General features: G+C 41.4%; 24 protein-coding genes. All 24 read right to left on the bottom strand.

The window, feature by feature from the left end:
* Positions 1 to 22: 22 nt before the first annotated feature.
* The gene (gene pseG / locus B7E11_RS04900) at positions 23 to 1,096 is read right to left on the bottom strand and encodes a UDP-2,4-diacetamido-2,4,6-trideoxy-beta-L-altropyranose hydrolase (RefSeq protein WP_176220611.1); all 1,074 of its coding nucleotides are present in this window, start codon (positions 1,094 to 1,096) and stop codon (positions 23 to 25) included.
* Positions 1,093 to 2,352: a flagellin lysine-N-methylase gene (gene fliB, locus B7E11_RS04905; protein ID WP_080832496.1), complete on the bottom strand. Its 1,260-nt coding sequence runs from the start codon at positions 2,350 to 2,352 to the stop codon at positions 1,093 to 1,095. Before fliB ends, pseG begins: the two co-directional genes overlap by 4 nt.
* A gap of 20 nt (positions 2,353 to 2,372) precedes the next feature.
* The gene (locus B7E11_RS04910; RefSeq protein WP_080832497.1) at positions 2,373 to 3,098 is read right to left on the bottom strand and encodes a cytidylyltransferase domain-containing protein; all 726 of its coding nucleotides are present in this window, start codon (positions 3,096 to 3,098) and stop codon (positions 2,373 to 2,375) included.
* A gap of 127 nt (positions 3,099 to 3,225) precedes the next feature.
* Entirely contained in the window at positions 3,226 to 4,278 is a 1,053-nt protein-coding gene (gene pseI, locus B7E11_RS04915) for a pseudaminic acid synthase (RefSeq protein WP_080832498.1), read from the bottom strand.
* A gap of 24 nt (positions 4,279 to 4,302) precedes the next feature.
* Complete coding sequence (locus B7E11_RS04920; RefSeq protein WP_080832499.1) at positions 4,303 to 5,235, bottom strand: class I SAM-dependent methyltransferase; 933 nt, start codon at positions 5,233 to 5,235, stop codon at positions 4,303 to 4,305.
* Positions 5,236 to 5,242: 7 nt separating this feature from the next.
* Positions 5,243 to 6,349 (bottom strand): hypothetical protein, encoded by a 1,107-nt coding sequence (locus tag B7E11_RS04925; RefSeq protein WP_139787073.1) that lies wholly within the window; start codon positions 6,347 to 6,349, stop codon positions 5,243 to 5,245.
* Between the two features lie 3 nt (positions 6,350 to 6,352).
* Positions 6,353 to 7,303, bottom strand: a complete 951-nt coding sequence (locus B7E11_RS04930) for an ATP-grasp domain-containing protein (protein WP_080832501.1) — start codon at positions 7,301 to 7,303, stop codon at positions 6,353 to 6,355.
* 114 nt (positions 7,304 to 7,417) lie between these two features.
* Positions 7,418 to 8,677 carry a WavE lipopolysaccharide synthesis family protein gene (locus B7E11_RS04935; RefSeq protein WP_176220613.1) on the bottom strand — a complete coding sequence of 420 codons (1,260 nt, stop codon included), beginning with the start codon at positions 8,675 to 8,677 and terminating at the stop codon, positions 7,418 to 7,420.
* Between the two features lie 5 nt (positions 8,678 to 8,682).
* Positions 8,683 to 9,912 carry a class I SAM-dependent methyltransferase gene (locus B7E11_RS04940; RefSeq protein ID WP_080832503.1) on the bottom strand — a complete coding sequence of 410 codons (1,230 nt, stop codon included), beginning with the start codon at positions 9,910 to 9,912 and terminating at the stop codon, positions 8,683 to 8,685.
* On the bottom strand, positions 9,912 to 10,622 hold the full coding sequence (locus B7E11_RS04945; protein ID WP_139787074.1) for a glycosyltransferase family protein: 711 nt from the start codon (positions 10,620 to 10,622) through the stop codon (positions 9,912 to 9,914). The genes B7E11_RS04940 and B7E11_RS04945 overlap by 1 nt, the downstream gene beginning before the upstream one ends.
* Positions 10,623 to 10,628: 6 nt before the next feature.
* Complete coding sequence (locus B7E11_RS04950) at positions 10,629 to 11,357, bottom strand: glycosyltransferase family 2 protein (RefSeq protein WP_213084125.1); 729 nt, start codon at positions 11,355 to 11,357, stop codon at positions 10,629 to 10,631.
* A 1-nt stretch (position 11,358) separates the two neighbouring features.
* Positions 11,359 to 12,096, bottom strand: a complete 738-nt coding sequence (locus B7E11_RS04955; protein ID WP_080832505.1) for a glycosyltransferase family 2 protein — start codon at positions 12,094 to 12,096, stop codon at positions 11,359 to 11,361.
* The gene (locus B7E11_RS04960; protein ID WP_080832506.1) at positions 12,065 to 12,721 is read right to left on the bottom strand and encodes an HAD family hydrolase; all 657 of its coding nucleotides are present in this window, start codon (positions 12,719 to 12,721) and stop codon (positions 12,065 to 12,067) included. Before B7E11_RS04960 ends, B7E11_RS04955 begins: the two co-directional genes overlap by 32 nt.
* A 12-nt stretch (positions 12,722 to 12,733) precedes the next feature.
* Positions 12,734 to 13,390, bottom strand: coding sequence for a PI-PLC domain-containing protein (locus B7E11_RS04965; protein ID WP_080832507.1), 657 nt, complete (start codon positions 13,388 to 13,390; stop codon positions 12,734 to 12,736).
* Positions 13,391 to 13,405: 15 nt separating this feature from the next.
* Positions 13,406 to 14,419, bottom strand: coding sequence for a UDP-N-acetylglucosamine 4,6-dehydratase family protein (locus B7E11_RS04970; RefSeq protein WP_080832508.1), 1,014 nt, complete (start codon positions 14,417 to 14,419; stop codon positions 13,406 to 13,408).
* A gap of 8 nt (positions 14,420 to 14,427) precedes the next feature.
* Positions 14,428 to 16,308 (bottom strand): motility associated factor glycosyltransferase family protein, encoded by a 1,881-nt coding sequence (locus B7E11_RS04975; protein ID WP_080832509.1) that lies wholly within the window; start codon positions 16,306 to 16,308, stop codon positions 14,428 to 14,430.
* A gap of 238 nt (positions 16,309 to 16,546) precedes the next feature.
* Positions 16,547 to 17,308: a flagellin N-terminal helical domain-containing protein gene (locus tag B7E11_RS04980; protein WP_080832510.1), complete on the bottom strand. Its 762-nt coding sequence runs from the start codon at positions 17,306 to 17,308 to the stop codon at positions 16,547 to 16,549.
* Positions 17,309 to 17,456: 148 nt separating this feature from the next.
* Positions 17,457 to 17,834: a flagellar export chaperone FliS gene (fliS, locus tag B7E11_RS04985; RefSeq protein WP_080832511.1), complete on the bottom strand. Its 378-nt coding sequence runs from the start codon at positions 17,832 to 17,834 to the stop codon at positions 17,457 to 17,459.
* A gap of 60 nt (positions 17,835 to 17,894) precedes the next feature.
* Positions 17,895 to 18,974 (bottom strand): glycosyltransferase family 2 protein, encoded by a 1,080-nt coding sequence (locus B7E11_RS04990; RefSeq protein WP_080832512.1) that lies wholly within the window; start codon positions 18,972 to 18,974, stop codon positions 17,895 to 17,897.
* Between the two features lie 98 nt (positions 18,975 to 19,072).
* A complete protein-coding gene (locus B7E11_RS04995) occupies positions 19,073 to 19,420 on the bottom strand; it encodes a hypothetical protein (RefSeq protein ID WP_080832513.1) in 348 nt (115 codons plus the stop codon).
* Between the two features lie 2 nt (positions 19,421 to 19,422).
* On the bottom strand, positions 19,423 to 20,925 hold the full coding sequence (gene fliD, locus B7E11_RS05000) for a flagellar filament capping protein FliD (protein WP_080832514.1): 1,503 nt from the start codon (positions 20,923 to 20,925) through the stop codon (positions 19,423 to 19,425).
* 12 nt (positions 20,926 to 20,937) lie between these two features.
* The gene (locus B7E11_RS05005) at positions 20,938 to 21,372 is read right to left on the bottom strand and encodes a flagellar protein FlaG (protein ID WP_245809625.1); all 435 of its coding nucleotides are present in this window, start codon (positions 21,370 to 21,372) and stop codon (positions 20,938 to 20,940) included.
* Between the two features lie 134 nt (positions 21,373 to 21,506).
* Positions 21,507 to 21,746 (bottom strand): carbon storage regulator, encoded by a 240-nt coding sequence (locus tag B7E11_RS05010; RefSeq protein ID WP_080832515.1) that lies wholly within the window; start codon positions 21,744 to 21,746, stop codon positions 21,507 to 21,509.
* A gap of 6 nt (positions 21,747 to 21,752) precedes the next feature.
* The gene (fliW, locus tag B7E11_RS05015) at positions 21,753 to 22,202 is read right to left on the bottom strand and encodes a flagellar assembly protein FliW (RefSeq protein ID WP_176220614.1); all 450 of its coding nucleotides are present in this window, start codon (positions 22,200 to 22,202) and stop codon (positions 21,753 to 21,755) included.
* Positions 22,203 to 22,222: the final 20 nt, after the last annotated feature.

A 22,222-nucleotide genomic window follows, 5' to 3' on the forward strand; every position in this document is an offset into this window, starting at 1 on the left:
GGTCCGTGTCGAGCATGCCACTCTACCCACGCCGGTCCATTTCGAGCATGGCAGAGGCGACCGGGCTCTCCGTCCGGTTCGCCCGGCTTTCGGTAATTTCAAGCGCACGCTTCGACATCTCGAGCAGTTCGCTCGGTGATTCAAGCGCTTTCTCGATGGCACGGGCGTACGTGTCGGCGTTCGTCTCGGCGCTCTCGCCAAGATAGGCGACTGCGCCCGTTTGAGCTGCGCAGCGCACGCTGGCCGCCTGATTATCCGCGACGACCGTCACGGCCGAAGGCAATCCCAGATAGCACCGCTCCCACATCGCAACGCCCCCGGCGCCCAGCGCGAAATCGGCGGATGCGATGAGTTCGGCCATATTTTCGGCTTGAACGTGCAGTTTCGCATGAGGTCGTTCCGCACACATGGCGGTTACTTCTCCGCGATAAGGATTGGCGGAGCCGATGACCACGTCAGTGTGAAAAGACGGTTCGTCGTCCGCTCGGCGGGCTAGCGCTCGCAGCGCTTTCGCCGTCTCGTTCGTCGGGTCGCTTCCGCCGAAAAAAACGAGAAGCCTTCGCAGGCTGCCGTCTCTTGCCCGCAGCGATTTTCTCGCTTCGTAAAACGACGGTCGCAGCAGCAAATATCCGGGGCCCAACAGCTGCAAGCATTGCGGCGGCAAGAGATCCTTATATCTCGATTCCATGCGCTCGTAAGCGTTCTGGTCGACGAGAATATCGCAAAGGTGCGGCCTGTTGGCCAAGTCGTCGATGACCAGAATGCGATTCGCCAAAGATCCCATTTGAATTTCCCAGTTCCGGTCGATACCGTAGTGGTCGATAATCAGCCAGGCGATAGGGCTCGCTACTCGCGCCAAAATTTCCTTTGTCATGATCGCATCCGATTCCGGACGAAATTCGTCATCGTTCGACTCGATCCATTCGACGTCATACCCCTTATTTCGAATATATTCGCCAAGATGCCCTTGAAGCCGCCGACAGACAAAGATCGACTCGAAACCGTTGGCACGCAAACTGTCCGCCAAAGCGAGACAGCGCATGACGTGCCCCGATCCGATAAGGGACGAGGCGTCGGTGCGGAAGACGATTTTCACGGCTTTCTCGTCATAACGACAAGTGATAACGGCCCCAAGGCGTCGACCCTTTCATCTTTGCAAATATCCAGAACCAGCTTGCGAAACCCCTGCATATGTTCAAAGTTTTTCGTGAACGATTGGATTAATTTTATTACGGTCTCTGGGCGGATGCCTCCGTGACGGGCGGACATGCCAATCAACTGCGTCCGGAGCAAGGATAGAATGATCCCCAGATAACAAGTATTTTCAAATATACTTCGGTTATTGGTTAACGGATACGCTGTTGCATATATATAGTTCACGATGTAATTTTCGAATATGTACGCATATTCTTTTATAAACGGCTCGTAAAACTGATGTTTTATCCGATTGAAATGCTGCGTAACTTGCGCAATATTTTGTTCATTGACCTCTTGCATTCCGGCTAAATAATCGTTCAAGCATTCCTCGTATCTGACATTATGCCACAGTTTTTTTTCGAGAATCGTCAACAGGATTTTGTTGGTCAGCTTTAATTGAAACTGAGGATCGACCGGGAACGCAGCTTCTTCATTCAGTTCGCTTCCCTGGTCCAATCCGTCGAAGAAGCTTTCGATAATTTGAGGGATGCTATATGCCTTCTGAGTATCCAAAGACTCTTGTATTTGATCGGCAAGCACGGCCAGCTGCATAAAACGATGCTCAAGATGATAACGTCGGTCTTGCATTATACGGATAGCGGCCACGCGAATATCCCAAAAAGCGCGGGCCAGCTGATTTTTCGTATGTTCGGTAGAAAACTTCGAACTGAATTGTAGATTTCGCCAGGTCAATTTGTCTTCATAATAAAACTGAATGCCTCTGGGATTTAACAAAACTACTCTTGCCGCTTCCGGACAGGACAATTGAGTGGAAACTTCCTGCAGCTCATTCACGACATTCACAACTCTTGGATAAGTGGCGCATGTTTGAGATAAATAGTCCTCGCCCAGAGCAGCCTGAATCGAACACATGCCTTCCGTCAAAAAGCTGCAATTGCCGGTAGACGGATTGACATTCATTCGCGCATAGTGAGTTGCCGTTCTCTCGCTCACTGGATTTAGGACAATTTCCGTTTTGAACTTTTTACTCAATTCCGCGTGCGAGGACTTGTGATACATTCCCATCGTCTGTTGATCGATGCTTACCCTCCAGCCGGCGCAGCAGGTATCTTCGCACTCTGCGCCAATACACTTAAAATCCTTCATGTACTCCGGCATTAAAGCCTTTTGATCCGTTGTCATGTTCGCGCTCATGTCCCTTCAATCCATATGGTTTAAACAACCGGTTTTTGTTCGATATGCCCGTTCAATTGCGCAATTTCCGGATGAGCGTTCAAATATGCAACGACATCAGCGGACGGCACCAACTTATCTTCCGGAAAAGCAGAGGCAATAGCCTGGCACAATGCATAGTCCTCTTTCGTGTCCAGCGTAATGCGTAGATTCGGATACCGCAGATTTTGCGGCAAGGGTACGACAGTTCTCGAATATTTCCCCGGAAATTCGTGCGCATAGTATGTTACGTGTTCGCGATGCCGCGGCTCCTGTCCTTCCTTGTCGATCCGCAAGAGGGTATCGAAGGTTAATACCTCAGCGACCAATCCGCGGGGCAATGCACCTTCCCACACGACAAGATCCGCCGGACTTTGTTCCATCGCACGTATAAAGGATTCCGTCAATTGATAGTCTACGAACGGACAATCCCCCGTTACCCGGATGACGCAATCCGGCTGATGCGGCTTTGCTGCTTCAACATACCTCGAAAGCACATCGTCCTCAGAACCGCGAAAAAAGCTAACGTTATGAAGGTTGCACCATTCTGCAACGGCTTCGTCTTGCGGAAGCACCGAGGTCGCCACAATGACTTCCGACACGTTTCGCACTTGCTTGCAGCGCGATACGACATAATCCAACACCGTCGTATCGCCAAGCGGCATCAATATTTTGCCGGGCAAACGAGCGGATCCCATACGGGCTTGAATGATGATGATCGATTTCATGCAATGCCTCCTAAGACTTAAACATGTTATCGGAACATTCGACAAAAACGTATAGTCCATAATTTAAAATATCTATTTAAAACTCAGTATAACGCAAAGAACGCCCAAATTGGCGTCCTTCAAATTGCTAGATAAATTCCCAGCTTACCGGGGTTCCTCGTTTGACATCCTGTTTCACGGCACGTCCCATAATGGTTTCGTAATATTTCGGAGCTAACCCAGCCCCCGGACGTATTGCTCGAACATTCTCGGCCGACAGAACCTCGCCAGCTTTCAAATCCTTAACGATATAAAGTGAACGACGATGTTTTAAAGAAGGGATCTCCGCTTCGGTCGGTCCATATTGAATATGCCCAAGGCTTTGCCAGGCTTTTTCCGCTTCTTCCGCCAAAGCCCTAATCTCGTGCGGCTCCATGGAAAAGGCGGAATCGACGCCCCCTTCCGCACGCGATAACGTGAAATGCTTTTCGATAACCGTACCGCCTAAAGCCACGCTGGCTACACTGACTCCGATTCCCATCGTGTGATCGGAGATTCCGACCTGACAATCGAACAATTGCCCCAAATGAGTCATTGTTATCAGGTTGGAATTCTCCGGCGTCGCCGGATACGTGCTTGTGCACTTCAAAAGAACAATATGTTTGCAGCCCTCTTCTCGTGCCGCTCGAACGGTTTCGTCGAGTTCGGCAATCGTCGCCATTCCCGTGGAGATAATAAGCGGCTTCCCGGTACGGGCGGCTTTGCGGATCAAAGGCAGATCCGTATTTTCAAAAGAAGCGATTTTATATGCAGGTACCTCCAAGCTTTCAAGAAAATCTACGGCACTTTCATCAAAGGGCGTGCTAAACGGAATAATTCCGCGCTCCCGACAACGCTTGAAAATCGGCTCATGCCATTCCCAAGGCGTATAGGCTTGCTGGTAGAGTTTATATAACGACTCGCCTTTCCAAAGGCTGGATGGATCGTCTATGAAAAAGTCTCCTTCATCAATGTCCAGCGTCATCGTATCGGCCGTATACGTTTGAAGCTTTAATGCATCTACCCCTGCATTAGCGGCAGCGTCTACGATGGCGAGCGCTCGCTCCAAAGATTGGTTATGGTTGCCGGACATTTCGGCTATGATGAAGGGCTTAAAGTTGCGGCCGACCGGTCTTCCAGCAATGTGAAACTCTTGAGGCATAGCAAAGCTCCTTCCTAAATCAAGTCAACGCTTGACCGCGAACATGAAGATGGAACGGCCCATTCCAAGTTGGGCAAGGGATTCGTAAAGTTTCATTAGCTTATCCTGGTAGCCTGTACTGAGAAAGGCATTTTCAAAATGATGAACGATATGACTAACTTTTTTTTGTTGCTCCTCATCTGCATAATAATTTAATCCACCTAATAGTAAGAACTCTAAAGGAAAATTCGTTGTGCGATATACCTCTTGAAATCCACAATTACAAAGTAGTTTGCTTAAAGATGAAAAAGTGAAATAATTAATATGATCCGGTTGCACTACCCAACGTAACTGTTCATTATAATAGCCTCTATATGCTAACTGACCCTCGCTGAAGTCACTTGGAACACAAATTCGGACTACTCCCCCTGGCACCATTTTTTCATTAATTTTATTTAATAAGGATATTGGGTCTTCTATGTGCTCCAGAACAAATTGAATATTAACAAATGATAATTCTTTCAAATTAAGTTTATTAATTTCGTTAGCAAATTTCTCGTATACAGGAATCCCAAAATTTCTTAAGTATAAAGCCGCATCACCATTTGGTTCAATGACGGCTGTTTCCCATCCTTGTTGTTGGAAATATAAAGAAAGCAAATCGTTGCCACATCCAACATCAAGCATATTAAAGACGGATGCATTCTTTGATGCTAACAAACTTATAACCTGATTATAAATACTTCTATAATGTTGATTCGTCTGAACCTGCATAATAGTTGATTTTATTAACTCACTTGTAACTGCATCGTAATTAAACGGCTTAATATCTTTATAATATCGTTGTTTATAAAAAAACAATAATTGTTCTTCTGTTGGAATTGGGTCAATATGTATAAATTCACAGGAAGCACAGTCGATGATTCGTACACCATTCTCTTCCCAGACTCTTTTGGATTCGTGCGGTATTTTGTTCATAACTCCTTTACAATCTCCAATCTATTAGACATTCGACTGCACTTAGTTCGAAAGTAGGGATACCAAGATGTTCGGCTACTTTCTTACGTTCAGAAAAAGCATCATCTACAAAAATAGCTCGTTCTCCTCTTATATACCGATATTTCTCATCCGAATGTTGAATCCAGATAACGGAATCGAATAAATTTTGTATACGGTATGTACTTAATGTAGTTTGTAACTCATTTTTATGTTTAGTAATTAGATGAACTTTCTTTCCATCATTTCTAGACTGAAACAAAAACGTCATTATCTGCGGATTAATTTTTCCATTTAAAATAATTGTATCATCTAGATCTAGATAAACCTCATCGTACTCATAATGAACGATATACCTTTTGTGCTTATAGGTCTGAGCTGTAATTTTTATTTTCGATGATAACACTTCAATTTCCTTACCTATCCAATCAAAATAACACAATGCCGCCAGATTAACCCCCTTGTTTCGACATAAAGCCATACTGGGTATGATACCAGGCGTAACTTTTAAATTGCTAATTTGATTATTATTTATTGATAGTTTAAAGGACCAAGCTCCTCTTAGATTTAAACTGGAATTAATTTTTTGTGAAGTCCTCTTAATTAGGTCGTTTACAAGAGTTATGTTAATGTTGTCCAAATTTAAACATTCCAGGTATCTTATTTCACCATTTTTATCGGTTAAACAACAAATCTCAACTATTTCATCGTATATACTTTCCTCAGCAGTTAATAATTCTTTGAACAAGCTCTTCGTAAGCTTCTTAGATCGACAGAAGGAAATGGTATTATATGACGGAGCGATAATTTTAGAATTTATCTCACATTGGCATTTAGCCAGAAGAGTCATTATTTCAATTGATGAGGGGAAAATCAAGTCAATCTCAAATTGTTGTATCAAATCATTCAATTCTTTTTTCCATCCAAGCACATTTGTGTTTATTTCACCTAAATATTTACGATAAACAAACTTACCTTTCTGCTCTCCCCCTAAACTGCTAGCACCGAATAAGCTACAATGAACCAATCGCCCTAATGCATGATTCAACTCCATTGCTTCTTCCGTCTCACAAGGAAAAACCAATATATTTTTCAAGGTTCAGAAACCGCCCTTTACATAAACAGCCTCATCATATCGAAGCATTTTGAGACCAGGCTGATAAGAATGAAGGACACCTGGTTTTTGAGTATAAGATGCTTTAATAAATTCTGCATATGGAATTCCCGCCTCAATCGTTAGCGGAACGCCTCCACCAAATCGAGGATTTACTTCTATAAAATAGAATCTTCCTGAGTTTGTTTCTCTAATCCCTTGTATTGTAGCTGGACCTGTTAATTTTAATTTATTCACCAATTGAATCGTAAGTAAGGTTATCTCTTTATCCTCAATCGTTATCGATTTACTCACTTCACCAGCACGCACTTCTAAACGTACCCGAGGAACAATAGATAAAACTTGTCTTTTATCTGAAACGAAAACGTCAATACTAATTTCTTGTCCTTCAATATACCGTTGAACTATTGGGTTCGGAACTCTTTCATACCACAGAGAAACTTCCTTATATGTTGTTATATAGACATCCCTACTCCCCATGCCTATTTTGGGTTTGATAACCCATAGTGATTTATCATCCAAATTAGTTGGCTCTTCAAAGGTATCTGGAGTTGAAAAATCATTAAGTTTAAAAAATTGGTATAGACTATATTTATCAACACAAGTCAAAATTGTCTCCTTCGTGGCTATCAAGATTCGTACACCTATTTCTTCGAATCTTGACCGCAACCCTGCCAATCCCATTAATTCAGGTTCATATAAAGGAACCAGGCAGTTAACTTTTTCTACGCGACAAATTTCCTCTAGCTTGTCATAGTAATCCGCTTCCTGGCAATAAGGCACTTTAATTATTTTCTTGACAATTTGTTGAGCAGCACATTCATCGGGTCGAGTATCCACCCCGATTACCTCCCAACCATATTCTATAAAGTGCCTAATTAACGACACCCGTTTTCCGATCGATGTAAACAGCACTACCGGGTTATCTCTTTGCATTGTAAGCTCCTCGGGATTAGAAGTCGGAAAAAGAAAGTTGCCAAGATCCGAGCAAAAGTGTTATTGAAACTGTATTCTAATCGTGTTTAAACATGTTATTCTCTAAGCTGAATTTTAAACAAAAAAATCATTCCAATGATGAAGTTCAATATCAATCACACCTTCACCATTTATTCTGTGAAAATATAAATTTTCCCAAAAGCTATGAGTAATATTCTCTTTTACCTTAAAAGGCGTATCCTTATCCGGAATAGATGGGTTTTTAAACCAAAAAAATCCAAACCAATCATCATCCTTAACAACCAATAAATCCCTATAAAATTCCCAACTATCTTTTAGGCTACCCTTTATATCCCAATCAATTTTTTTCAAAAAATTTACACACAAGTAGTTTTCTGAACTTCCCCTTTGGAGACTGAATTCTTTTAGCGTTTTACTTTTCCAATCTTTTTCTGTCAGTGCATAATCTCTCAGGTCGAATTCTTGAGTCCAATAAAGCTTAATATCTTCAATATGGCCATACATCACCATGTCTGAAGGATGATAGATAAAGTATTTCCGTGTAAAAGTTTCATTTACCAAAATTCGGTTTTTTAAGCCGTGTCGCTGAGCAACATTACCACTATATTCATGCAAGACATCCAAACACTGATTAAGAATATTTTCCTTTAATAGAATCGTGTCAGTTCTAGTTTTTAAAATGTATCTAGCTCCGGCCTTCTCCGCAGCAAGAATACCATTATATGTGGAGGAAATTTGTAAATTTCGGTTCTGAACACCTCTATTATGTGGAAGATCATTTAATACAATATGATCAACATACGGTTTAATTTCATCAATTAATTCCTCTTTAGTATCATTCCAAGTTGACAAAATTATCAAATCATTAGCATACAACTTACAATAATATTTAACTATCTGTATCGTTACTTCTTCTACTACTTGTCCTTGTATTAAAATAGCATTATTACTCTTTGGGTACCTTTTCACTTGTGTAAAGTTATTACCGATAACAGAATTTATCTTTTGCATATATGACTCAATTTTAAGAAAATCAAATAATTTACTCGCAGACTCTACAAGGAAATTCCCAATCATCTTTACTTGTTCTATAATTTCACTTGCAAAACTTGAGTAAACAATAATAACAACATCCTCAACTTTTTCATTGAGTAATTGGTTAGGGCTATAAACAACAATATCATCTATAGTCTCCCCCCATTTACTTATATCATTATCTATTAAGTATTCTAACTTGAGTGGATTTATATGCTGATAATGCCGATAAGCCCCCCCTGTACCCCAACCGATTATTTTCTTTTCTTTTTTTTGAATTTGATTATGTATTTCTTCAATACTTGACCAGTAACTCATACTTCTCATTCCTCAATTGTCTTTTTTTGTGCAATCAGCATTGCAGCATCTGAAATTCCTCTACTTAAAAACACTTTTTCCTCATATTCCATTAACGAAATTAAAAGATGTTCACAAAATGCACTGCGATTGAAATGAAAATAATCAGTATTTAAACATTGGTAAAGTAAGTGCATAATATTTCCACCAACATTTCTCTGTTCCAGCACATTAAAAAAATCATACGTTAATGGTATAATATCCGAAGATCTCACAGCTTCTGATGGATCTGTTCTAAGCATTTGATCAAGTGTTGGCCGATTAAACTTATCTCTAATTTTGTATTTTGGTGATATTAATTCAAGAATTCCATTAATTTCGCTTAGTTGCTCATCTGTCCATTGAAAATGATTGGGGCCAGTAAACTCATTTTGAACAAATATACCATCACTTTTTAAAGAACTATTCACTTGCTGATATAAGTGCTCCAAATTCGAAATGTGGTGAATAGACTCTTCCGCAACAATCAAATCATATTTGTTAGCATCCAAAATAACTTCATTTAAATTATCAATTTGATAATTTATTTTTTCTGAAAAACCTTCCAACTCAGCTCTATTTTTAGCTTCTTTTATTGATAACGGTGAGAAGTCAATGGCATCTATTAACTTGCAAGATAACTCTTTTAATAAAATTCTTTCTAAATGTCCTGTCCCACAACCTAAGCTAAGAACTTTTAAATCAAGTTTTTCCTTTAAATAGTTTTCTCTAATATACTGGACCCAATTATTATATTGTGGACCACATAACCTATTATTAATTATACTAACAATGAGATCATTTGACCCCCAATGATTAAGGTCAACACCTTTATATTCTCTTTTATTGTCCCAAAACTGTCTTGCTATTAGGTCTTTTTCTGCCTGTGTCATCGCTTCTTGCTCATTCTGCTCCATTATCTGTTCTACAGCAATTACATCATAGTTTCCCATTTGTTTGATCTGTCGATATATTTCATCATAAAAACTAGAGTAAACAACAATAACAACTTCCATACTGTTCTCATTCAGAATCTGTTCAGGTCCAAACACTTGGAGTCCATTTATTTCTTTACCGACTTTACTTTCATCATTATCAACCAGATAATCCAAATGAATCGAAGTCCTATTAAATACACTTTTAAAATAACTTCCTGTACCCCAACCAATTATTTTTTTTTTATCTTTAAGTTCTATATTATTTAAATTTGTTCCCATTATTTTTTCCCCTCATTTTTGATTATTCCTAAATCATAATTTACGTCATCTACTTTGACGGCAATCACTTTAAACCCTTTTCTTATTAACCCGTTCAAACTAGGACAAAGAAATAAATTGTTATTATATTCATAATGATAATGAAATTCAATAGAATCTTGAGCTGCAACCAATAAACTATTGAGATCCCTGTAGATGTAAACCCCAGCCGAAGCCCATTCCGATATTTTTTTCTTTTCCACTGTTTGTATTACTACCGATGGGTTACTAGTATCCAAAACTGCATAGCTAAATATTTCTGAATTTGATTGGAATACTGGAAGAACCGCCTTAACATTAGATTCTCCAAACATCCCTTGAATATTAATATTACTTTTAAAATCTATATCACATAGATCAACAATAATCGGCTTATTAAACTCATGAATGATAGATGCAGCCGATAATGTGCTCATCAAAGCCCCTCTTGCAAGATTCGGTAAATATAGAATCATACAGTTCGCAAATTGGTCCTGTATGAATTTTACTAAAACCTTAATTCCGGGTTGTTCTCTAAGCACAAAAATATATAGCTCCACTTCTTTACTCCAGGATCTATTTTTCAGTATACCTGGGAGTAATTCTGTTCCTTTATAGGGAATCATCGGTTTAAATTGTTTTTTTTCAGCCAAAAATAAATCGGGACCAGCTAAGGGGACAATGGAATACACTGTTTGTCATCTACTTTCTAAATATGTTATATAAGTTTTGAGATCACCAGGTATACCTAACCCGTGCATGCTTTCTTTTGCAATTTCAAAGATTCCAAACTTTCTTCCACCTTCAATACCATAGTTATATACAGGGCAAACATAAAATTCATTATTTACTCGATCGTTATTAGCAACCATTTTTACAGCATCGTGAACAAAATCAATTCCTCTAGAGTAGAAATATATTCCAACTGTTGCATGAGGCGAAATCACTTCTTTTTCTCTAACAATTCGAATGGTGCTATCGTTATTTAACGCTGCATAACTCCATTTTGGATCATTATCATAAAATGTTAGGATAGAACCATCCAGGTTTCTTTCAAAACAATCCCTCAAGAATAAGTTTAAATTAGTTTCAACAATTTGATCGCTATTTGCTATTAGTAATGGAGTCTGATTATTTATATAATCAATTGCTTTTAATACCGAACAGCATGCTCCCTCGGTTAATTTTTCAGAAAAAACAATCGTTACGTCATATTCGTTTTCTATCCTTTTAAATACTTCAGTATATTTAATATAATGTTCATTTCGAACTATTAATATAAAGCGAGATTCGTCTACGGCAAGATTTTCGAGCACCCTTTCAATCATTGTTTTTCCTAATACATCAATAAATGGCTTGGGGTCACTGTACCCCCCGGCTTGAAATCTAGAACCTTGCCCAGCCATTGGGACTACCACGTTTATCATATTATCCTCCGAATACAGATTTATTTTTAAATTGGTTAACTTCCTCTGGTGTTCCAAGACTGATCATTTTTTCTTTTTCAATAGAAAATACACCTATTTTTCTACCATCTAATATCAATTCGTTATATACAGGACAAACAAAAAATTGCCCTAGTGTTCGTATATCTTTACGTATCATTCGAAAAGCAGCATTAACAAAATCCAGCCCTTTCCTGAAATAGTAAACCCCTGCTGTTGCATTTTTACTTATTGGTTTTTTTTCAGCGACCTCTATAACATAATTATTTTCATCCAGTCTAACATAGGACCATTTTGGATGAACAGCAGGGAAAGTAATAATTCCTCCGTCAAATGACTTGCGAATAAAATAATTTATTCCTTGCTCAAATAGATTATCTTGAATAATTTGATCTCCATTCACAATAATTAGCGGTTGTTCATTATTAATGAAATCAATAGCTAACAATGCGCTACAAACGGATCCAGCCGTTTCTTGTTGGGCAACAACAATTTCAGAATCACTTGATAGTAGGCGAAGAGTATAGGAAAAAGAATAATCCTTAAAATCTTCGTTTCTAATAATAAAAATGAAACGGTGCTTAATATCGATCTTTAGACTCGAGATAACCCACTCAATCATCGGTTTCCCGTTTATTTCCACCAAATTTTTTGGAAAAAGTTCTCCTTTTTCTTTGAAGCTGCTTCCTTTACCTGCTAATGGCACTACGATATTTATCATGCTGTTTCACCTCTAAATCATTAATTACTTTTTTAATAGCATCATATGTGATATCGAAAACTGAATTTACAACCATTACACTAGCACCTGAATCTTCCGCCGCTTTAATTCCGTTAGGATTATCCTCTATAACTAGACATTCATGAGGCGAAAGACTTAATCGTTCCATAGCTTTATTATATATTTCTGGATTTGGCTTTGAAAAAGAGACATCATCATTACTCATAAAAAAATCTAAATAATCCATTAGTTCGCTTTTTGTCATCATTAATTCAACAGTTTTCTTTATGGAATTTGAGCATACAGCAAGAAAATAACCGTCACTTTTTAAACGCGAAAGTGCATATTGGTGTTGAAAAATGGGCCTACATTTTGCGTTAATATAATCAATAGTATAAATCTGCTTCATTTCGTTAATAAAACTATGCAAACCTATCGGCAACCCTCTCTCCAGTGTTAATAATTCAAGCTTTTTCTTTGTAGGAAGGCCGTCGTACATCTTTAAATGCTCATATCTTGTAATTTCATAACCAAATAATTTAAGGGACTGATTTAGCGCCTCGTAGTGCCATTCCTTAGCATCTATTAAAACTCCATCCATATCGAAGAAAATAGCTTTAATCATTTTAACACCTCTTTAAACAAAGAATGTTCTCGCTTGGTCAGGATAATCAGTACAAATTGCCATTAAATGCCGATAATCTGGATAGCTCATATAATAAGTATGTAACATATCCCATAGCTGACTTTTATCACGTTTATGTAGCTCTGATGAGACGACTATCAAGAATTTCCCTTTTTTATGGTGCCTAAGTAACACCTCAGGCTTGAGCCACTCTTGATTAAATGAATCTAACCAAATGTAGTTTGATTCTTCATACAATACAGGAACAACTTCTACATCACTCAAACGGGTACACAATGGAATTTGTTTCGAGAACTTATGCATCGCTATCATTGCAGGGATACTCATATCAAAAAAGAAATGATTTATTTTTAATCCTTTGAAATTCTCTAGAAATTTTACGATTAGTTGTTCACATGAGTCTGTTTTAATATTCCATGCGATATTAATAACTTCATTGGTATATAATTCGACTCTATCTAAAAACATATTCACAGTTAATAAACTAGAATTAACAATTGGATTATCGTGACTTATAATTAAATCGTCACCTACTCGCCAAATATCCGTTTCAATAGAATATCCTTTTTCAAAAGCTAGTTGCAATGCTTGGAATGAGTTTTGTTCACTCTTTTCAAGCCAGTAGCCACGATGAGCAAATATAATCATTATTCCTTCCTCACTTTACTGCAACAAATTATTTTCCACTATAATTGCCTTCACCTCTTGAAATGAAAGGGGTGAAATTGAATTAGATGTTAATTTTACTTTCTTAGCTGGAGTTGCTCCATGATAATCATGCTTTTGTAAAAAACTATTTTGAATAACATACATATCAGACAATTCTACTGCATTAATAGCCTCGTCTTCTGTCATAAGTTCTTCAAACATTTTTTCTCCCGGACGCAAACCAATCTCTTCTACCACAATAGTTTCCTTATCAATTTTAAGTTGAACGGATAACTCATCTATTAAAACATCTACTAATTCTTTCAATTTAATAACAGGCATTTTTAATACAAAAATTTCCCCACCTTGCGCAAAAGCCATAGCTTTAGTAGTTAGTTGCGAAGCTTGATCAACTGTCATCATAAACCTACTCATATTTTTATCCGTAACAGTAACTTTTTTATTATCTATAATTTGTTGTCTGAATAATGGAATGACAGACCCTCTTGAACCCATCACATTGCCGAAGCGAACGGCCGCAAATTTTGTTTGACTGGCACCGGCTTGATATTGCGCCGCAGAGATCAATCGTTCCGCCATAAGTTTGGAAGCACCGTACGTATTAGTCGGAGCAATCGCTTTATCCGTACTCGTGAATATTGTCTTCTTAACGCCAGTCTCCAATGATGCAAGGATGACATTTTGTGTTCCGAGCACATTGGTTTGAACGGCTTCGAAAGGATTGTATTCACAAGCTGGTACATGCTTCATTGCTGCCGCATGGAAGACATAATCAATGTCTTGCATTGCTCTAACTAAACGCGCCTGATCTCGTACATCCCCGATCAAAAAGCGAATATTCGATTGATCCCGGTATTTCTGTTGCATCTCAAATTGCTTGTACTCGTCCCTGCTAAAAATCCGAACCACTTTAGGTTTGTCAAGCAGGATATGATGAAGAAGGCTCTGACCGATTGTTCCCGTACCGCCAACAATGAGAATTTTTTTATCCCGAAAAAAACCGTTCATAAGTCTCCCTAGCCTTTCACTTCCGCATCCTCTGATTCATGTTGCTTTAATCTCGAAATTGCCTCTACTGCTATCTCCTTTAGTAGGGGGGTCACTTCCAGCATTTCATTGACGATCTTGCCTACATACGTCTCAAACATACGCGCCTTTCCGATTATCGTTTTCTCCGCAACAATTGATGAGAGGTGACTATCAAAATAATGTAATTCCTGTGGAAGCAATGATTCGTAAAGGGCACGGAAGCTTTCGCGATTGACCACAGCCGCCCAATGATCTTCGATTGATTCCAGTGTTTTCGCACACTTATTAGGATTTGTTCGACTCCATTCGGCGAGCTTGCCAATCAGCTTCTTTATCTCATGAAACTTTTGTTGGTAAACTCCTAAATCTACCTGTATACTTTTGATTTTAGTTAGAATGGAGGCAACACGTTCCGTGCTATACCTTGCATTTACTTTAAGTACATCGCTAATACACTTTGGCGCCGTTATTAAGCCTCCGTTTATTTCCTCATAATACATTTCCATGCGTTTCCATTCCGTACCTGCAATCTTTGCTCCTACTGAGGAAGTATTGATAAACCGAACCCCTGGGAGTCTAGAAATGATTTCCTCCGTATTCCTAAGCAATACTCGATAAGAAGAAGTCGTCCGATTTGTAGTTCCAAGAACATTCTCTACTTCATCTTGGGCATTTGATACAACATACTTTTGCCCCTGTTCTGCAAAATGAGTGACGCCCGGTGCATAATAGTTATTCCCGGGAAACGAGAAATCTTGACCCGCAAATATAATTTCTTTGCAACCCATATATACCGCTGCTTGAATCGCCATTCCAGTCACTGATGCAGACGAATAAAATACGGGATCCTCATCCGTCAGTTCCATATAGTGCTTGCTAACTTGATCCGTATGATCGTAAAAGTGGAATAATTGGCTCGTCATCAAATCCGTAACACGAAAGTTGGTCGTAGGTGAATAGAGCATAGGGACATTTCGAGAAGCCTCGTCTTGGAATACCAATTCAACGATCGATCCTCCATCTACCATGACAACTAAATGGGGCTCTATTCCAAAATGCAGTAAGGGTTGCACACTCGTTCCTGCCGCAAAAATCAGACAATGATCACGCAGACGCCGTATCCATTCAACATCTTCCTTAAGCGAAGGCCCGGAACCAACGATGATAACAGGAATATTTTGAAACAGTCCCTTTAATGCATGGAGCGGTATCGATGACAAATTGGTCGATATATGATTTAATCTATTTCTAAGCCACTGTTCTTTAAATTGTACTAAAGTATTTTGGTTTACGTTAAACTCCGAAACAATAGACGGTATTTCTTGGCGGAAATCTCTCAAGTCAGATGAAGCAACACGTTCGTAATATGGCAAACACAGAAATGAACACGATCCTTGTGCGTGCGTGCAAATAGGGTAAATTAATTGCCGCTTCGCTTCCGCAGACTTTCCAACCGCTAAAGCTTTGACGTTCTGATGGCTTAATAGGAGACTTAAATCCTCAGTCTCAATTGCTTTTCGAAACATTTCCAGATCTGGCTCATATACATATACCCATTTTTGTGGATAATATGTAAGTAGTAATTGCAAGTGATGTCCTAGTCCTAGACCGTATATTAGAATATGTTCTTGCTGGGATACGTGCTCAGTAATAGATTGCAACCATCTTGCAGCTTCCATAGCCGTTTGTGAAGGATCGTACAGAAACTCAGTTTTTCTTTCATTGAAGCATACTTCAATATTTCCTAGACCATCCTTTGAAACAAAAGAACGGTAGTTAGCTGATGTAGAAGGGCTCTCATTCAATAGTCGATAAACATGTGGATAACTTTGTCGCAAGAACTTTAAATTTGTTTCGAGAATTGTCATGCTAAAGCTCCATTCTGTTTATCATTTTAAACTATCACTAATTAATAATATCGGCTTCAAAAAGAATGAATGTTATAGAGCAATTTATGGGAATCGCGCTATAATTCCTTTATTTTCTGAAGATTTTAGTATCTAATGGAACGCTAAGTTGAGAGTAAGATTCCTAACTTCTAAATTTAATAGGAAAAGGAGACTGCCGAAAGCAGCCTCCTTAATTGAAAACTGGAGAAATAGATAATTAACGAAGCAACGACAGAACGCCTTGCGGCTGCGAGTTGGCTTGAGCCAGCATCGATTGAGCAGCTTGCAGCAGGATGTTGTTCTTCGTAAGATTAACCATTTCCTTCGCCATGTCCGTGTCGCGGATACGGGACTCGGCAGCGGTCAGGTTTTCAGCCGTCGTACCAATATTATTGGAGGTGTACTCCAAACGATTTTGCTTGGCACCGAGGGTACCGCGGTCAGTAGACAGGGTCGTGATTGCAGTACTTACTGCAGTAAGGTCGGAAGTGCTGTCCAGTCCACCTGTGAAGGTCAGCCCACCTACAGAAATCGTGTTTGCATTGTCGTCGTACGCAATGTCAATAGCATCCTTAATACTGATCCCGTTAAACGTCGTTTTATCCAGGATTTCATCGATTTGCGCGCCCAGTTCATTGAGTTCGGCATCAATGTTGTTCTTGTCCGTGGTCGAATACGTTTCGTTGGCTTTTTGAACGTTCAGCTCTTTCATGCGAACGAGCATCGCGCTGATTTCGTTCAGTGCGCCTTCAGCCGTTTGAACGAAGGAGATACCGTCTTGCGTATTGCGTTGGCCTTGTTCCAAGCCGCGGATTTGGCCGCGCATTTTTTCGGAGATTGCAAGACCTGCAGCGTCGTCAGCAGCGCGGTTAATGCGCAGACCGGAGGACAGCTTCTCCATGTTTTTGCCTGCAGCCGTGTTGTTCAGGCCCAGGTTGCGGTGCGTGTTCAGAGCGTTGATATTGTGGTTGATAATCATTTCCATTTTCCTCCCTGAAATGTGTAATAGCCCACTTCCCTGTGGGTCACGAATTGAAGGTCGGCCGCCCGATTCAATCGTGCTATCTATTATATCGACAGGTTACGAATTATACTTTAGATTTTTTGCAGAAAAACTCGAAAAAAAATTACCTCTCGCCCGCGACTTGTTTTGCAGCCTCTCCCCACGCCTCTCTAAGCTCCGTCAGGTGATCCAATACTTCTTGAGCGATTTCGGCATTTTTTTTGACATTGGCTTGGATCAACTGGTGCAATAAGTATTCATAAAGGACGAGCAGATCCTTGGCGATAGGGTAATCGTGATTTAATCCGGCCACCAGCTCGTTTATAATCGCCTGGGCTTTAATTAAATTATTGTTCGCTTTCTCGTAATTTCGTTGATTGATTCCCTCGATTCCAACCCGAACAAAACGAATCGCTCCATCGTATAGCATCAAAAGCAGTTGCGAAGCCGGCGCCGTTTGCACAGAAGCCTGCTGATACTTCTGATAAGGGTTCGTAATCATCGATGCGCTCCTTTTGCTCATTGTTTCTGTATCTTATATCGGAATCAATGCATGTCGACTTTAGTTCCCCGTACCCAGATTATATTGACGTAATCTTTTTTGGGCAGGTTCATAAGCATAGGCAGCTGACTGCCGATACCATTTTACCGCCTCTTCATGTCTTCCCTGGACCTCGTAGAACACCCCAAGGTTGTACATGGCGGAGAAACTTCCCGTCCCGATGACGCTATCGTATCTTGTCGTGTCGCCTAGTTCCAGACATTTGAAATAGGCTTGTTCAATTCTCGGAAGCATCGGGAGCCGGTTGGCCACGTCTTGCAGAACATAGTCCAAATAGAACAGGGCACTGACGAAGTGAAAGTCGGGAAAATCATGCAAATACTCGCTTTCCCGCTCGATTATATGGGCTCCGCCTTCCAATTCTCCGCATTTCAACATTGCGTATAAATATTCCACGATCACGTATGGAGCGTACATCTCCTGCTTTGTAAGAAGGTTGTATGCCTTACGACACCATTGCAGGTACTCCGCATGTCGTCCAACGCCTTTGTACTCTTTTGCCAGTTGAAAGGTGTAATATGCGGAGTTGGGATGATCCGACAGTTGCTGCTCCAGAAGGGGAATATTCCGGCCAGCCTTCGATATGTTTAGGTATCCGTCGTGATGCGCCTCGACATCAACGACCTTTCGCGGCAAACCCGAAGAAACTTGTTCATGAATTCGTCCTTTGTACCGAATATTGGAGGGAAACAATCGGGAGATAAAATCGCTTACCAGTTGAATCCCGTCTTCGGCCTGAACAGAACTTAATCTGCGGATTCGCCCGATTGAAGGTCCCTCCTCCATAAAATCGCGAATTTTTCGGCCGCAGTCGTTGGTTATGTATTCGTCCGCATCCAACACCAAATTCCAGTTCGTTCGCGAATGATCAAGCGAAGCATTTCTTGCCTCGGCAAAATGATGGTTCCATGTGTAATCGTATACTCTGGCGCCGTATTTTCGTGCAATGTCTTTGGTGCCGTCGGTCGATCCCGTATCCAATACGACGATATCGTCAACGATGGATGCGGCGCTGTCTAGACACCGGGAAAGAACCTTTTCTTCATCCCGCACAATCATCACGAGCGATACTGAATTCATGTCGAATCACTCCACAATATGCATAACTGAAAATTTCTAAAAAACCGCAAGAACAACAGCATCGGCAGCCAATGCTTTTCAGCATGGCTGCCGTTACGCTACCTCCGCTTATCAAACATAAAGCCTTCCATGGATCCGTAGCTGCCAGCGTAGGCGTCTCGCTGTTTTTTGGAGTCATCAAGTTTCCTTAATCCATCCAAAGCTTCCCGCTTGAATGCCTCCATTCTCGCCAGCAGTCCTTTCTCGTACCGAGCCAGCTCCTGAATGGCCTCTTTCTCATCCTCGGCAACCGAAGGAAAACGAGCGAGGAAATCGACCAATCTCTGTCTATTTTCAATAAGAGCAACGTATTCCGTGTATTCCGCTTCCGTATCGAAATGGCTCAGTCTTTGCGATTCGCTGCGAATCTCATCCAATAACGATTTAAACTCTGCAATTTCGATCATCGTTATCCGAACAAACTGCTCGATTGGGCGTTCATCGAGTTGATCGCCGACTCCATCGCGGCAAATTGCTTGTAGTAGTTATTCTCGATATCCAGCAAACGATCCTCCAAACGGGCAATACGCCTGTCGATGTCCAGGATTTGCGTACCGATCAAACTCGAAGGATTAAACGCCTCCGTAGTGGAAGTGCTGAATCTGGACGTACCGGCCTTCTCCGCCAGCGAATCAAGCGCCGTCATAAGTTCGTTATACATGCGATTGAACAAACCGCTGTCTGGATTGGTCGCAGACTTCGCTTTAACCGGATCGGTTTCCGTCGTTTCCTGACTAAAGAACGCGATAACCTTTTCCGGATCTTCTTCCAGCGCCGCTATCAAGGCATTTTCGTCTAACTTTAACTTGCCGCGTTCTCCCCATTCACCTGTCGTAATGCCGAGACTCGTGATATTTACTTTTTCTCCGCCTATTTCAACATCGGATATCGTTCCTATCCGCATATTATTCACAAGAGTGGAAAGAACCGTATCGTTGCGGAGCAGACCTTGCTTCGCTTTCTTTTCCCAAAGCTCGATTTCTTCCTCGGTCATTTCTTCTTTCTGTTCTTCCGTCAACGGTGCATAGCTATAGCTCTTTTTTTCGTTTATTTTCGAATTAATGGTATCGAGAATATCATTGTAGGCGGTGATGTATGACTTGACGAGCTCGACAAATTTGCTTGTGTCCATTTTGGTCGTTACCGTGCTGGCCACGCCGTTGGATGCGGCATTCAGCGTGATCTGTACGCCGTTCTCCGTAAAGGTATTGCTGGCGCGGTTAGTGCGAATTCCGTTAATCGTTACGTCGGCATCATCCCCGGGCACTACCGCTCCAAGATTGAATTGATCGAAGAAGTCCGCATTGGTCCCCCCGATCGATACGGTCGATGCATCCCCCGTAGTCTTGGAAGTTAACGATAATTTGCCCGAAGCGCTATCAAAGTAAGCTGCAACATTGGCTCCGGAAGTCGAGTTGATTTTGCTGATTACATCCGAAAGCTTATCGCTTCCACTGACGGTTATAGTTTCGGAGTCATTAATCGTAAAGGAAATCGTTGCATCGGCGCTCGCGGCAAGTCCCAGTTCGGCAAGCGATTTGTTTGTATCGACGTTTGTCCCAATTCCCGTCGTGCTAACTCTGGACGCCGCCGTAGCCAAGCTGTGAACCTCAATCGACATGCTCCCCGAAACGGCACTGCTCGTCGCCTTGGTGGTCACAGCCGAAGTATTGCCGGTCACTGTCGAAGCCAGCGTATTTAATGTGCTGTTCATCCGGTAGTTGGACAATTTATTGTTGCGCAGGTCTACGAGTTTAATATTAATCTCGCGATACAGTTCCTGCTGCCACTCGAGCTTTATCTTTTGCTGGTTCAGCTTGGTCAGGGGCTGACGTCTTGCCGACATTAGCTCCTTAACGACAGAGTCCGTGTCGATGCCGCTAGCCAAACCGCCGAGTCTTATCGTTGCCACTAGAACTCCTCCTCAAACTTTTTCGTCGATTAAAATCCCGGCAACTTCCATCATCTTCACGACCAAATCCAGCGTCTTTTCCGGGGGAATTTCACGAATCAAGTCGCCCGTTTCCTTGTTGAAAACTTTGATCATGACGGAATTCGTTCCTTCATGCACTTGCATTTGGATGGACGTTTGCGGTCCCTGCATGGCTTTGAGCGCTCTTTCGATCGCCTTGTACAGCTGCTCTTCTCCAATTGTCAGCTTGGCGCCGCTTTCTTCCTGAACCCGCAGACGCGAAAACGTCGGTTGCATATTTTCGGCGCTTATGCCCGATGAAGAAGGAACCCCGATCGGCTGGACCGACACATCCGCCGAAGCTCCTCCCACGATCGGCCTGATCGGCGCGATTTGCGCTTGGCCGAGTGCAGCCGCAATTTGATTTCCCGTTCCCAGATTGCTCATTGACATCGCTCCTCGTCTCGACATTGCCCTTTACTACTATATCGGCGGGATTCCTTCTGGTTTTTAGCAAAATATGCATATATGCCACTCCGTTGAAGATTTTCTGCCGACGGCAATAGCGATGGCTCGGAGCTTCAGTCTTCACGTCCGATTTGACGCAGCGCTTCCTTTAAAAAATCGGTGTTTTCGGGGAGTTGGGAAGCCTCCAGGTTGTTCTCTTTAATGGAAACGATTAATTCCGAGCGAACTATTTGAACGTCCGGGGGGGCGGAAATGCCGATTTTGATGTGGTCGTTATAGATTCCCAATACGGTCAACTCGATTTGATCCTGAATGAGAATGGATTGCCCCTTCTTCCGGGTAAGCACGAGCATTGGCGGTCATCCCCCTCCGGTGCGATTGGATGTATCGTTGAATAGCCGGTGATGAACGGAATACTCGGAATCGCTTAGCACGACCTGCTGCCCCATTCTATCCCGAACATTAAGGACGACCGGCGCCACTAAATTGGCCGTTGCCTGGCGGAGTTCCCCCCGAATGCTCACAATGACGCGAATCATTAAAGAGTCCTCTTTCGGCCCTCCCAGTTCCGCGACGGACGAATCCGGCAATTCGAAAGTGTAGCGGGGAAAGAAAATAAAGGGGTCCACAACGATAAAAGCCAGATTCCCGTCATCGACGGACTGTAAATATTCGAAAGGAGCATGCTCCTCAGGTTTTACAAATACGAATCGCCGACAGACTTCGAATCCGGGGATTCCTCTGGCAAAAGTATAGATGTCCTCTTCTTGAATGGTCAGTTCGCCGAACCTCGTTGCCAAAGTATGCATATCGTCCCCTCCAAATATCC

The sequence above is a fragment of the Cohnella massiliensis genome, assembly GCF_900169535.1.
In the GTDB taxonomy this organism is placed as follows: domain Bacteria; phylum Bacillota; class Bacilli; order Paenibacillales; family Paenibacillaceae; genus Cohnella; species Cohnella algarum.

Bases quoted from the DNA above. Each gene is read 5' to 3' on its own strand.
- fliB (WP_080832496.1), bottom strand. From the start codon at position 2,352: ATGAGCGCGAACATGACAACGGATCAAAAGGCTTTAATGCCGGAGTAC.
- B7E11_RS04910 (WP_080832497.1), bottom strand. From the start codon at position 3,098: ATGAAATCGATCATCATCATTCAAGCCCGTATGGGATCCGCTCGTTTG.
- pseI (WP_080832498.1), bottom strand. From the start codon at position 4,278: ATGCCTCAAGAGTTTCACATTGCTGGAAGACCGGTCGGCCGCAACTTT.
- B7E11_RS04920 (WP_080832499.1), bottom strand. From the start codon at position 5,235: ATGAACAAAATACCGCACGAATCCAAAAGAGTCTGGGAAGAGAATGGT.
- B7E11_RS04930 (WP_080832501.1), bottom strand. From the start codon at position 7,303: ATGCAAAGAGATAACCCGGTAGTGCTGTTTACATCGATCGGAAAACGG.
- B7E11_RS04935 (WP_176220613.1), bottom strand. From the start codon at position 8,677: ATGAGTTACTGGTCAAGTATTGAAGAAATACATAATCAAATTCAAAAA.
- B7E11_RS04940 (WP_080832503.1), bottom strand. From the start codon at position 9,912: ATGGGAACAAATTTAAATAATATAGAACTTAAAGATAAAAAAAAAATA.
- B7E11_RS04950 (WP_213084125.1), bottom strand. From the start codon at position 11,357: ATGATAAACGTGGTAGTCCCAATGGCTGGGCAAGGTTCTAGATTTCAA.
- B7E11_RS04955 (WP_080832505.1), bottom strand. From the start codon at position 12,096: ATGATAAATATCGTAGTGCCATTAGCAGGTAAAGGAAGCAGCTTCAAA.
- B7E11_RS04960 (WP_080832506.1), bottom strand. From the start codon at position 12,721: ATGATTAAAGCTATTTTCTTCGATATGGATGGAGTTTTAATAGATGCT.
- B7E11_RS04965 (WP_080832507.1), bottom strand. From the start codon at position 13,390: ATGATTATATTTGCTCATCGTGGCTACTGGCTTGAAAAGAGTGAACAA.
- B7E11_RS04970 (WP_080832508.1), bottom strand. From the start codon at position 14,419: ATGAACGGTTTTTTTCGGGATAAAAAAATTCTCATTGTTGGCGGTACG.
- B7E11_RS04975 (WP_080832509.1), bottom strand. From the start codon at position 16,308: ATGACAATTCTCGAAACAAATTTAAAGTTCTTGCGACAAAGTTATCCA.
- B7E11_RS04980 (WP_080832510.1), bottom strand. From the start codon at position 17,308: ATGATTATCAACCACAATATCAACGCTCTGAACACGCACCGCAACCTG.
- fliS (WP_080832511.1), bottom strand. From the start codon at position 17,834: ATGATTACGAACCCTTATCAGAAGTATCAGCAGGCTTCTGTGCAAACG.
- B7E11_RS04990 (WP_080832512.1), bottom strand. From the start codon at position 18,974: ATGAATTCAGTATCGCTCGTGATGATTGTGCGGGATGAAGAAAAGGTT.
- B7E11_RS04995 (WP_080832513.1), bottom strand. From the start codon at position 19,420: ATGATCGAAATTGCAGAGTTTAAATCGTTATTGGATGAGATTCGCAGC.
- B7E11_RS05005 (WP_245809625.1), bottom strand. From the start codon at position 21,372: ATGAGCAATCTGGGAACGGGAAATCAAATTGCGGCTGCACTCGGCCAA.
- B7E11_RS05010 (WP_080832515.1), bottom strand. From the start codon at position 21,746: ATGCTCGTGCTTACCCGGAAGAAGGGGCAATCCATTCTCATTCAGGAT.
- fliW (WP_176220614.1), bottom strand. From the start codon at position 22,202: ATGCATACTTTGGCAACGAGGTTCGGCGAACTGACCATTCAAGAAGAG.